Annotated in this window: 14 protein-coding genes and 1 pseudogene; 9 read left to right on the top strand and 6 right to left on the bottom strand. The window is 42.2% G+C overall.

Translation table 11 applies throughout. The features are described from left to right. Positions 1 to 19 precede the first annotated feature (19 nt). Both NIES593_RS15840 and NIES593_RS15835 read left to right on the top strand, forming a co-directional pair. Positions 20 to 832 (top strand): creatininase family protein, encoded by an 813-nt coding sequence (locus NIES593_RS15840; protein ID WP_073600501.1) that lies wholly within the window; start codon positions 20 to 22, stop codon positions 830 to 832. Further along, the gene (locus tag NIES593_RS15835) at positions 829 to 1,413 is read left to right on the top strand and encodes an HD domain-containing protein (protein WP_073600500.1); all 585 of its coding nucleotides are present in this window, start codon (positions 829 to 831) and stop codon (positions 1,411 to 1,413) included. The genes NIES593_RS15840 and NIES593_RS15835 overlap by 4 nt, the downstream gene beginning before the upstream one ends. Position 1,414: 1 nt before the next feature. On the opposite strand, the gene NIES593_RS15830 is transcribed toward NIES593_RS15835, so the two are convergent. The 3 genes from NIES593_RS15830 to NIES593_RS15820 all read right to left on the bottom strand — a co-directional run bounded on the left by NIES593_RS15830 (position 1,415) and on the right by NIES593_RS15820 (position 3,121). After that, on the bottom strand, positions 1,415 to 1,933 hold the full coding sequence (locus NIES593_RS15830; RefSeq protein WP_073600499.1) for a hypothetical protein: 519 nt from the start codon (positions 1,931 to 1,933) through the stop codon (positions 1,415 to 1,417). 122 nt (positions 1,934 to 2,055) lie between these two features. Beyond that, on the bottom strand, positions 2,056 to 2,805 hold the full coding sequence (locus NIES593_RS15825; RefSeq protein ID WP_073600498.1) for an ABC transporter ATP-binding protein: 750 nt from the start codon (positions 2,803 to 2,805) through the stop codon (positions 2,056 to 2,058). A 91-nt stretch (positions 2,806 to 2,896) separates the two neighbouring features. Then, positions 2,897 to 3,121, bottom strand: a complete 225-nt coding sequence (locus tag NIES593_RS15820) for a ferredoxin family protein (RefSeq protein WP_015142721.1) — start codon at positions 3,119 to 3,121, stop codon at positions 2,897 to 2,899. Positions 3,122 to 3,353: 232 nt separating this feature from the next. Between NIES593_RS15820 and NIES593_RS15815 the strand changes: the two genes are divergently transcribed. From NIES593_RS15815 to NIES593_RS15800, 4 genes are read left to right on the top strand one after another with little or no spacing between them, the layout of a single operon-like run. After that, entirely contained in the window at positions 3,354 to 3,923 is a 570-nt protein-coding gene (locus NIES593_RS15815) for a DUF3611 family protein (protein ID WP_073600520.1), read from the top strand. A 32-nt stretch (positions 3,924 to 3,955) separates the two neighbouring features. After that, a complete protein-coding gene (locus tag NIES593_RS15810; RefSeq protein WP_015142723.1) occupies positions 3,956 to 4,279 on the top strand; it encodes a DUF565 domain-containing protein in 324 nt (107 codons plus the stop codon). A 3-nt stretch (positions 4,280 to 4,282) separates the two neighbouring features. After that, positions 4,283 to 5,353, top strand: coding sequence for a glycerate kinase (locus NIES593_RS15805; RefSeq protein WP_073600497.1), 1,071 nt, complete (start codon positions 4,283 to 4,285; stop codon positions 5,351 to 5,353). A 17-nt stretch (positions 5,354 to 5,370) separates the two neighbouring features. Then, a complete protein-coding gene (locus NIES593_RS15800) occupies positions 5,371 to 5,835 on the top strand; it encodes a hypothetical protein (RefSeq protein ID WP_073600496.1) in 465 nt (154 codons plus the stop codon). 24 nt (positions 5,836 to 5,859) lie between these two features. On the opposite strand, the gene NIES593_RS15795 is transcribed toward NIES593_RS15800, so the two are convergent. Both NIES593_RS15795 and NIES593_RS25265 read right to left on the bottom strand, forming a co-directional pair. Next, positions 5,860 to 8,082, bottom strand: coding sequence for an FdhF/YdeP family oxidoreductase (locus tag NIES593_RS15795; RefSeq protein ID WP_073600495.1), 2,223 nt, complete (start codon positions 8,080 to 8,082; stop codon positions 5,860 to 5,862). Positions 8,083 to 8,137: 55 nt separating this feature from the next. Further along, positions 8,138 to 8,239, bottom strand: a pseudogene (locus NIES593_RS25265) (formyltetrahydrofolate deformylase); the annotation flags it as partial. A gap of 160 nt (positions 8,240 to 8,399) precedes the next feature. Here NIES593_RS25265 and NIES593_RS15790 point away from each other — a divergent pair. Next, positions 8,400 to 8,957: a Rieske 2Fe-2S domain-containing protein gene (locus NIES593_RS15790; RefSeq protein WP_073600494.1), complete on the top strand. Its 558-nt coding sequence runs from the start codon at positions 8,400 to 8,402 to the stop codon at positions 8,955 to 8,957. Positions 8,958 to 9,024: 67 nt separating this feature from the next. Here the strand turns inward: NIES593_RS15790 and NIES593_RS15785 are convergent, their stop codons facing one another. Beyond that, positions 9,025 to 9,411 (bottom strand): Uma2 family endonuclease, encoded by a 387-nt coding sequence (locus NIES593_RS15785; protein ID WP_425432544.1) that lies wholly within the window; start codon positions 9,409 to 9,411, stop codon positions 9,025 to 9,027. A 92-nt stretch (positions 9,412 to 9,503) separates the two neighbouring features. Between NIES593_RS15785 and NIES593_RS15780 the strand changes: the two genes are divergently transcribed. Further along, the gene (locus NIES593_RS15780; protein WP_073600493.1) at positions 9,504 to 10,835 is read left to right on the top strand and encodes a cytochrome P450; all 1,332 of its coding nucleotides are present in this window, start codon (positions 9,504 to 9,506) and stop codon (positions 10,833 to 10,835) included. 143 nt (positions 10,836 to 10,978) lie between these two features. After that, positions 10,979 to 11,662 carry an acetoacetate decarboxylase family protein gene (locus NIES593_RS15775; protein ID WP_073600492.1) on the top strand — a complete coding sequence of 228 codons (684 nt, stop codon included), beginning with the start codon at positions 10,979 to 10,981 and terminating at the stop codon, positions 11,660 to 11,662. The last annotated feature ends 25 nt before the right edge of the window (positions 11,663 to 11,687 follow it).

Raw genomic sequence — 11,687 nt, 5'->3', positions numbered from 1 at the left:
TCCAAAATCCAAAATAAAAATGATGCATGGTTTTATTCCGCAAAAACGTTATTTTCCCTATCTCACTTGGACTGAAATTCAGTCAATGTCAGATAAAGAAAATGTTGTAATTATTCAACCCGTTGGAGCGATCGAACAACACGGACCTCATTTACCAATTGTTGTGGATTCGGCGATTGGAATGGGGGTTTTAGGAAAAGCTTTAGAAAAGCTAGAAGATTGTATTCCTGCCTATAGTTTGCCTTGTCTTTATTACGGAAAATCTAACGAACATTGGCATTTTCCTGGAACGATTACGCTTAGCGCCCAAACCTTATTATTAGTATTAATAGAAATAGCTGATAGCCTCTATCGGTCGGGATTTCGCAAACTGATATTGATGAATTCCCACGGCGGACAACCCCAGGTTATGGAAATTGCCGCTAGAGATATTCATCAAAAATACGGAGATTTTTTGGTCTTTCCTTTGTTTACTTGGCGAGTGCCGAATATTGCCCATGAATTATTGACAGAAAAAGAACTCGAATATGGCATTCATGCTGGCGATGCAGAAACCAGTATTATGCTTTCTCTTTTGCCAGAACAAGTAAAAATGGAAAAGGCAGTAACAGAATATCCCCAAGGTATGCCAGAAGATAGTTTATTAAGTATGGAAGGACAACTTCCTTTTGCTTGGTTGACGAGTGAATTGACTCAAAGTGGAGTTATGGGAGATGCTACGGCGGCAACAAAAGAAAAAGGCGATCGCTTGCTAGAATCCGTTGCCGATGGTTGGGTACGAGTCATAAAAGATATCTACAAATTTCGTCAGCCAAACGTTAATCAAGTATGACCTTGAATTCAGAATTACCGCCAAAACTAACCAGTCGTTTTGAAGAAGCTTTAATTTACGCTACGCAACTCCACGCTTGTCAAATCAGAAAAGCAAGCGGCGTACCCTATATCAGTCATCTTTTAAGCGTCACTGCTTTGGTATTAGAAGATGGTGGCAATGAAGACGAAGCGATCGCAGCGCTTCTACACGATGCCATAGAAGACCAAGGCGGCGATAAAATCCGCCAAGAAATTTATCAAAAATTTGGCGAAAGCGTTGCCAGTATTGTCGAGGAATGTACCGAGTCGGATACGATTCCCAAACCGCCGTGGAAAGAACGAAAATTAGCTGCGATCGCGCGGTTGCGAGATGCTTCGCCCCAAGTGCGTCGAGTGATTATAGCAGATAAACTGCACAATGCGCGATCGATTTTAGTCGATTGGCATCGCTACGGAGAAGAGATTTGGACTCGATTTAAAGGAGGTAAAGAGGGAACGCTTTGGTTTTATCGGGCTATTATTGAAAGCGATCGCAACAGAGGATTTAACGTTCTCACCGAAGAACTCGATCGCGTCGTCAAGCAACTTGAAATCCTCTAATTTATCCGGGCAAATTTTCCAGAAGTTTACCCAAACTCGCACGACTCAGCGTCAATTTGACTTCTATTTGCTGTTTGGAATCTCGCAATAAAAGCACGCAATTATCGCCCACCGACGTGCCTGCAATCAGCGGATCTTTTAACTCAATCGTCTGATAAATAATATCGGGTTTGCCGACGCGAATGACCAATTGGGGTTGCGATAGGGGATAGATATAAAGCTTCTGGCGTGCCGTGTCGAGTTCTAGCTTTTTAGCCGTGATATTGCGCGTTCCCTCAGAACCAGGTTTGTACCAGTATAAAGTTATGCCGCGAATTTCGGGGAGTTGCAAGGCAAATTTTTCGTCAAATCGCTGTGAATCCCAGTCGATCTCATCGGGATTGCCGCTTTCGGGAATTAATCGCTGCTGCCAAGCAACTTCTTTGGCGTTAAGATCTGCCCACCACTGTTTGATAGCGGCGAAGTTATTAGCATTATCGGGTTGGCTACTATCTTGTTGCCAGACAATCTTAGTTGGCATAACCAATAAGGAGCATTGCAAACTTTTCTCTTTTTAGCATAGACAGAATTTGACCGCTTTTGAGATTTGAGATTTTTCGAGTCGCGATCGCACAATTTCTATGAGCGTGTCATAGGATAAAATTAGTTTTGCGATCGCGACTCTTTGGTCTTAGCATGATAAGCTGCGCCCAGGTACAGTTCGCCAACTTTTGGATCGTTTAGTAAATCTGTACCAGAACCTTCAAAGCGATCGCGTCCGCTTTCTAGGACATATCCTCTATCTGCCATCAGCAGGGCTTTCTTGGCATTTTGTTCGACCAAAACAATGGCTTTTCCTGCTTGATTGATCGCCCTAATTTGCTCGAAAACGCTATTGACTAACATCGGCGACAAGGCAGCAGAAGGTTCGTCTAATACTAACAAATCTGGATCGAGCATTAATGCTCGTCCCATCGCTAGCATTTGGCGTTCGCCTCCAGATAAGGTTCCCGCACGCTGGTTTCGCCTTTCTGCTAGCCTGGGAAACATCGTGTAGATCGTATCTTTTTGCGATCGCAACGATCCCTTACGAATATAAGCTCCCATCTCTAAATTTTCTTCTACCGATAGAGTGGGAAAGACATTGGCAATTTGCGGGACATAACACATTCCCCGACGGACAATTTGGTCAGATCTCAGACCGGCAATATTTTCGCCTTTAAAAATAATTTTGCCCTGACTGGGAGTTAGTAGCCCAAAAATGGTTTTTGCTAAGGTAGATTTACCCGCACCGTTCGGACCGATTACCGCTACTAATTCTCCGGGTGCAATGCGAAAATTAATTCCTTGCAGGATGTTTAAATCTTGAACGTACCCCGCATAAACATTTTCAACTTCTAATAAATTAGTCATTGGTTGTTGGTTATTAGTTCCTGGTTATCGATTGTTGGTTATTAGTTATTTAACTCCTATCCAACAACGAACAACGAATAACAACTCTCTATTATGGTGTTTTTTGTAAATCGGGTCGTTCTTCCGGAACGATTGCACCCTCAACCGGACAGACTTGCAAGCAAATGCCGCAATCGATGCAAGTAGCAAAGTCAATCCAGTACCAATCGGTTCCTTTAGCATTTTTACCGGGTCCGGGATGAATGCAAGCAACGGGACAAGCATCTACACAGTCGGCAACGCCTTCGCAGATTTCCGTGACGATAGTGTGTGGCACAGTGTTTCCTCTCCTCAAGCTTCGTGATGACTCGCTTGTTTATAGCCTAGCAAGATTGACGGACTTTAACAGATTTAGCACGAGCAACATACGATGAAATTAGAACGATCTTTAAGCAATGCTTCAGATTGGTTGCCATGTTATGGCAAGTCAACCTCAAAGATACGACAATAAAGAAAGAATAGCCAATATCGGCTCGATAGATTCGTTGCTTTTCCAATGCGAAATTCCTATGAGAAAAGACTCTGAAATTACTGCTATCCCCCCAGAAGCACAGCGAGTTTCATCAAATTTAAGATGGTCGGGCTGGATTTGCTTTTGGGTTCAGATCGTTTTAGGGGTTATATCCACACTCGCCTTGCTTTTAGCAGTTCCTTCTTTGTTGGGCAATGACGAAAGAAGTCAAGGAACGGGAGTTGGCGTTTTTTTTGCTATCTGCGGATTAATTACCTTGGGAGTATGCATTTACTATTCTTTCCGCTACACGAACATCGCCAAATTGCTCAACAATCCCAATCCAGCCATACGTCCCAAAAAAGCAGACACGATCAAGGTAATTAGAATCGGACTAACTACTAATATACTGGGATTGTTATTTTCTATTATGGGAACTCAAGCAGTCGTCGGCAGCGTCTTAATCAAGTCTTTACAACAAAGTCCGGGGTTGGGAGTTGGAGGAGCATCTGCTCGATTCGTTCTCCCCGTCGATATGTTTAGCATTCAAGCCAATACTACTGCTATTACTGCTTACTTTGTAGGAATTGTAACCTCTTTATGGTTACTCAACCGCATCACCAGATGAATCGGGAGTTTTGAGAATAGTTACTGTCGATTATGCAACGCACTCGTCTCAACACGCTTGCTGACGTAGCACTCACAAGGATCGATCGCTTCTTTAGCAATCCCTGGCGGCGCATTTCGCTTATTCTGATTGGCGTGCTATTTGGCTTTTTTGCCGGGTCGGCGCTTTCTACGACTGCCGGACAAGCGGCTGAGTGGGATATCATAGCAGCCGGATTCGTACTTCTGTTTGTAGAATTTGTCAGTCGAATTTTTTATAGACGCGAGCGGCGATCGCTATTTTTAGAAGTCTTAAATTTCTTCAAAATTGGCATGATTTATAGTCTATTTTTAGAAGCTTTCAAACTCGGATCTTAGTCGATGCATACAGCGATCATTTCCATTCTACAAAATTGGACTAGCAGCGATCGACCCACTTCAAAACAACTACAACAATTACTTGCCCAAGAACTCGTTGATTCTCAACGAGCACAAGCATTTGACATTACTCAAGAGAATGGTTTAGAAAAGATTGAAGCGCGATCGCGTCTCTTTTTGGTCGTTTATGACGAGGTAGTGCAATTGTGTCAGAAATTTGGTTTGACGCGATCGCATGCTATCCTATCAATGTTATGGCAGTTGTGGCTTCCTTTAGCGATGCAACTTGCCGAAGCGAGAAACAAGCTAGAACGTCCTCTCATCCAAGGAATTTTAGGCGGACAGGGAACGGGAAAAACGACTCTAGCTGAAGTCAGTTGCATAATTCTTCGCCATCTCGGTTACGCGACTATCGGCGTATCCATCGACGACCTTTATAAAACCTATGCCGAACGCCAAAAACTACAACAACAAGATCCCAGACTGATTTGGCGAGGCCCGCCAGAAACTCATGATGTCGAATTAGGCATACAGCTTCTAGACCGAATTCGTCATTGCCACACTCCTATTTTAGTCCCTCGTTTCGATAAATCAGCGCGCAATGGTACGGGAGATAGAACAGAACTGGAAGCGATCGATCGAGTCGATATCGTTTTATTTGAAGGCTGGTTTGTCGGTGCGCGTCCCGTCGATGAGAGCGCCTTTGAAAACCCGCCACCGCCGATTTTAACGCCAGAAGACAAACAATTTGCACGGGATACCAACGAACGCTTGAAAGACTATCTACCCCTGTGGGAACGATTGGATCGCTTAATCGTCCTCTATCCCGTCGATTATCGCTTGAGCAAACAATGGCGACGGGAAGCAGAACAGAAAATGATGGCTTCTGGAAAATCGGGAATGAGCGATGAGGAAATCGATCGCTTTGTCGAATATTTCTGGCGATCGCTTCATCCAGAATTATTCATTACTCCATTAACTAAAAATCCAGATCTAGTCGATTTGGTAATTGAAATTGATGCAGAACATTGCCCAAGCAAAGTCTATAAACCAGCTTTTAAGCGACAAAGATAATATTTCCATGTCACGCAATGAATCAATTATTAATCATAATTTCTTTACTAACTACAGTAGCTCTATTAACGCTATCTACAATAACTTACAGCCAAACAGAAAACCATTTAAACCCCATTCATAACAATTTACCACCAGAAGACTCTTCTCAACCAGAACAACAAAGCTTCATAGTTGGATTATGGCGAGGCTATCGAAAGGAAAAAGATTTTACCATGTACTATGGATATGAATTTCGCTCTAATAGAACCTATTTTGCCAGACATAGAGTTTATCAAAATCAAGAAACCATTCAAGACGAAATTTGGCAGGGTCAATGGGAATTAGACGACGATCTACTTTATTTAAAAGGAACCAGTGCGACTAACAAGAGAAAAACAGTTAGAGTTCGTTTTCGGTTAGCTAATGATAATCAACTTTATTATGATGGAGGGACTTTAGCTAAACCTTATATTCCCCTAAAACTTGGAAGACAAAATTAAAAATTTTAATGTTATTATTTTTTATTACACCTTCTCTAACCTAACCAGAGCATTATAATCCGGCACCCCTTCCTGAGATCTTTTGCTTTTATCCAACAATACATTCCCTTCTGGCCAATGGACTTGTAAATTCCCTGGTTTAACTGGTGCCGTATAAACGCGTCCTTTATACTCCCCTAAATCATTTTTCAACACCACGACATCTCCATTTTTTAATCCGAATTTCTCTGCATCAACCGAACTCATTAACACCGCTTCTCGAACTGCACCAGTGATTCGATCCTTGTGTTCTTGCACCATGCTATTAAACTGCTTGCCTCGGCGCGTTGTGACTAAAAAATAGCCTTCTGGTAACTCATTTCTAGGAGGATATAAGGCGGCAAAATTTGCTTTCCCATCTGGTGTCGGAAACTTCCATCCGAAGCATAAGTGAGAACCGCCATATTGAAATTGATCGCCTGCTTCTTGAAGATGTTGAATCCCTGCATATTGAGGAATCACTAAAGCAATTTCTTGGCGCATAGCAGCTGGATTCTCGAAAAATAATTTATCGGCTAATTCTGGACGAACTCTTCTTGCTAACTCCATAAACACTTCCCATTCCGGACGCGCTTGGACGATTCTCCGTCCGGGGATTTCTGGACTAAAAATTACTCGTCTTTCGGTGCTGGTTTCTGTTACGCCGCCTGGGATTTCATAACGAGTTGTTGCAGGGAGTAAAATAACAGTCTCTGTGGGTTCTAAAAGCATTTGTTTAGAACAAACAATATCCATATGAACTCGAAGAGGGATGTTTAATAAAGCCGATTCGACATAATTAGGATCTGGTAAAACATCTAAAAAATTACCGCCAACTGAGAATAAAACATCTAACTTACTTTCTGCCGCTGCATTTATCATATCTGAAGCGATTAACCCTTTGGTCTGAGGAACTTCAAACCCCCAAAGTTTGCTCATTTCTTTGGCAGTTTCCGGAGAAATTTTTCTTCCTCCTGGAAAGACGGTGGAATAACATCCCATTTCTGCACCGCCTTGGACTCCAGAATGTCCGCGAATTGGCATTAAACCGCAGCCTTCTCGTCCGACAAAACCTTTTGTTAGGGCTAAATTAATAATGGCTTTGACATTCTCTTCGCCGCATTCGTGTTGGGTAATTCCCATACTCCACACAAAGATGGCTTTATTGGCTTCGCCAACCATTTTGGCAAAGGCATACATTTCTTCGCGAGATGCCCCAGAAAGTGACTCTAATTCCTCCCAAGATTGAGCGTCTAAAGTCGCTTTTAATTCCTCAAAATGGTTGGTGTAATTATCAATAAATTGACTGTCGAGCCAATTGTTGATTATCATATGTTTGATGGTACCATTGAGGAATGGTATGTCTCCGCCCACGTTCACTAGAAAGAAATCTTCGGCGAATTTGGTGCCAAATAACGCACTTTCAGGAATAGAGGGCACCCAATAACGTTCCATTCCGGGTTCGCGGTAGGTGTTAATAACGACGATGCGAGTACCTGCTTTTTTCGCCCAGTGCAGATATTTCACCGTGACGGGTTGGTTGTTGGCGACATTGGAACCAATAAAGACTAATAAATCGGTTCCTATCCAATCTTTGTAAGAACAAGTCGTCGCTGCTACTCCCAAAGTTGCTTTCAATGCGCTAGTGCTCGGAGAATGGCAAATTCTGGCAGCATTATCAACATTGTTGCTACCCATTGCCCTAACTGCCTTCTGGATGGCGTAGTAAGTCTCGTTAACCGTACCTCGGCTGGTAACATAATAAGCAGTGCGTTCGGGTGTTGTGGCGCGAATGCGACTGGCAATTGTTTCTAGCGCTTCATCCCAGCTAATGCGACGGAATCCTTTATCCCCTATATCCCTTCTCATCGGATAGGGAAGTCGCCCCATATCTCGCAATTCGGCACTGCTTTTTGTGTATAATTGTTCACAATTTTCGAGAATTTTATGGTCAAAAGCTGGCATAGTGTTGAGGCGCAACAGACGCAACCGGACGTTGCACAGATGCAAGCCATCTAGCGTCCAGTCTTTCATTCCTGTGGTACCGAGAGAACAACCGTCGCAAACACCTTTGTTGAGAATTTCCCAGGCATAGGGCAATTCATCAAAGTTGACTAAAGCTGCCCTAATAACTTCCCAGTAGTTGTTAGGGTATTGTTCGCCGATTCCAAATGGTTTCCAACTTGCCCAAATGGAAGGATTCCAAGCTTTTTTGGGTTTGCGCAGCATAGTAGATTACTCCTGGAACATAAGGGATTTTTTATTTCGCGCCCAGACGCAAAGATTAGCCGAAGACAACGGTACGATTGCCGTATACTAATACTCTATTTTGTAAGTGTAGACGGACGACTCTTGCTAAAACAATTCTTTCTAAATATTTACCTTGCCATTGCACCAATAATTTTTGCACCTCTTTCGTAGGCTCATTTTGGCAAAATTAAGATAAAGCAAACTATAGAAAATTCTGAAAATTTTAAAAGATACTTTCTGTTAACTCGACGCGGACTTCGATTAGTTACAAACTTAAGTAATGACTGAAAAATCCAATGAAAAACTCTACCTTTCCGAAAAATCGACGACAATTCCTTATATACATGGTGGCAGGTACGGCTGGAACTGTAGCACTTGGATGGCTTTTTCCTAATCTTGTAAAAAGTCAAGAAACAGAACTAGAAACTCTGTGTTCTTTATTCCCTTATAATTCTCGGTGTAGAAACTATCTGCCTGGTGTTCAAGCCATTGACAATCAAGGAAACCCAATCGATCCGCCATCGCTTTTAGCCAAGGCAGTGCCAGGAATTCCCGTAGAATTAGAAGGTTTATCAAAACCTACTTATCTCATAATTACTGAAAAACACCAAATTGCCCCCTATGGGATTCGTCCCGTTTGTACCCACTTAGGCTGCACGGTGGATTGGAAGTCAGAACGAAATCGTTTTGTTTGTCCTTGTCATGGTTCCGAGTACGATGCGATGGGACGAGTGGAAAAGGGTCCGGCAAAACGTCCTTTACCGTTGGTAACGGTGGTGGTTAAGCAAAATCAAATTCGTTTAGTAGACCGCCAACCAGGAGTCGATCCTCGTGGGTCTCGTTCCTCAAACTAGCGTTAAGATCGACTGAGTTTTTGATTGAAGAAGTTGTAAAAGTTTTAAAGTTAACGCGATCGCGTTTTTAATCGATCGCTTGACTATCTAATCGATCGTCCACTTCAAATTCTACTTTGTTATAAATATCTATCAAAGAGATTTGAAACTCTACTGAAGTTAGAGAAATTGTCTTATCTTCTTCATCATATTCATACAACGTCCATTGTTTTTTAGCCGTCTTATAATACTGTTCTATATAGATCCGATTTTGGTCGATTAAAATATATTCTTGGAACGTAGCAATCGTTCGATAAGCATCAAATTTTTCTCCCTTATCATAGCTTTGGTTGGATTTTGAAAGTACTTCTATAATGAGCAAGGGATTAGTAATTGTATCCGTGCGATTGTTAAAATACTCTGGTTCGCCCGCTACTACCATCACATCAGGAACAGTATACGTATACCTCAACAGTGTAACGCGATCGCAACGATGACAATTCCTCCCCTTTTAAAGAAAAGTAAATAAAATATAAAGCAAATGAGATTCGGATCTAGAAAACTCTTATGCAAAATGCACTGAAAAAGAAGCAATCCCTCCCTTTACCGCCAGGTAGCTTTGGATTGCCCGTTATAGGAGAGACGATAAGTCTTTTACGCGATCGCAATTTTGCAGACAAGCGACAAAAAAAGTACGGGTCAGTTTTCAAGACCAATATTTTTGGCCGTCCCACTATCTATATCTGCGGTGCAGAAGCGAATCGCTTTATCTTTTCTAACGAGAATAAATATTTTGTTGCTACTTGGCCCAAAAGTACGAAAATTCTTCTAGGTTCCAACTCTCTTGCCACGAATACGGGAAGCTTTCACACCTCGCGTCGCAAGTTGATGTACCAAGCATTCCAACCGAGGGCACTGGCAAATTATATTCCCGCGATGGAACGCTTTACCAAGAAGTATTTGGAAAAGTGGCAAGGGATGGGTACATTAACTTGGTATCCAGAACTGAGAAATTACACCTTTGATATTGCTAGTAATTTATTAGTAGGCACTGATGGCGGTTCCGAAACTAGATTAAGTAAGCTGTTTGAAGACTGGTGTGCGGGTTTGTTTAGTATTCCCATCCCCTTACCTTGGACGAGTTTTGGCAAGGCATTACGTTGTCGCGTTGAAATGTTGAAAGAGATCGAAAAGATCGTCTTGCGGCGACAGCAAGAGCAAAAACTTGGTGAAGATGCTTTAGGGTTATTGTTACAGGCGAGGGATGAAGAAGGAAATAGCTTATCTCTAGACGAACTCAAAGATCAAATCTTGTTACTGTTATTTGCAGGTCACGAGACATTAACTTCTGCGCTAGCATCATTTTGTCTATTGGTGGCACAGCATCCAGAAGTGCTGTCTCGCATTCGCGAAGAACAAGATCGACTTAATTTTTCCGAACCTCTGACAATCGATAAATTGAAACAGATGACCTATTTAGAACAAGTTCTCAAGGAAGTTCTACGGGTTATCTCGCCAGTCGGAGGAGGATTTCGAGAAGTCATTGAAGAGTGCGAATTCAAAGGTTACTCGATTCCCAAAGGTTGGTCGATCCAGTATCAAATTGGGAGAACTCATGAGGATGCAAGTATTTATAATAATCCCGATCGCTTCGATCCCGATCGCTTTGCCCCAGATAGGGCAGAAGACAAACAGCAAAGCTTTGGCTATGTCCCCTTTGGCGGCGGTTTGCGAGAATGTTTGGGCAAAGAATTCGCTCGATTGGAAATGAAAATTTTTGCTACCATGTTGGTGCGAGACTATGATTGGGAATTATTACCCAGTCAGGATTTAAACTTAGTAACCATTCCCACTCCCCATCCCCGCGATGGATTACGAGTTAAATTTTGTTATCGATAATTAAACTAATTGCGAATTGATAATTGCGAATCGGTAGAAGATATTTCGCTTCGTTACCGCGACGCTCAACATGACACTCTATACTTTTGGGACAACCTGTAAGGAATGCTTTACCCCTACTGATAACTAAAAACTGATAACTGATGACTGTTAAATATCCTCCTGCCCCCTGGAATCTTCAAGGACGCGCTATCCAAACCTTGCATTTAGTCGATCTCGAAAATTCACGTCCTTTTGTGCCTCCAGAATTAGAAATTATCTCCATCTTACCTGGAAAAACATTAGGAGGCACATACATATCTGCTTACGAATCAGGTTCGATACTGGAATACAATGAATTAATTGTTGTTGCCGCTTTAGTACGCTATCAAGGAAAAATCGGCGCGTGGATTTCTCATATTTACGTCGATAATGAGGACTCCGTTGCTGGGGGTCGAGAAATTTGGGGACTGCCCAAAGAAATGGCAGAATTTATATGGAAAAAAGATAGCGTCAGCGTTCGTCAACAAGAGCGACAATTGTGCCGAGTTCGCTACAAAAAAGAATGGTTTAGTTTTGCGACCTGGTGGCAACAGCCTTTGAATGGTAATGTTTTTGGTGGATTAGAGTCGGACTTACTTTTATTCAACAGTGAGTTTAAATCGCAATTTGAGATAGTAAACGGCAATCTAGAAATCCCTCAAGAAAGTCCTTTTGCTCGATTAAATCTAGGTCAACCTTGGTTAATACTCAATTGCCAAAATTTAGAGTTAGTTGCAGGCGTACCCAAAGTTGTGGGAACAAAAGCTTCTCAAGGCAATCCTAATCTATCTAATCTGACGATGTAATTGGGGAAAAATTTTAATCGATCGA

This window comes from Hydrococcus rivularis NIES-593 (assembly GCF_001904635.1).
Taxonomy (GTDB): Bacteria; Cyanobacteriota; Cyanobacteriia; order Cyanobacteriales; family Microcystaceae; genus Hydrococcus; species Hydrococcus rivularis.
Note: the sequence above shows the minus strand (reverse complement) of the source record. Positions and strands in the feature narration are given on the sequence as shown.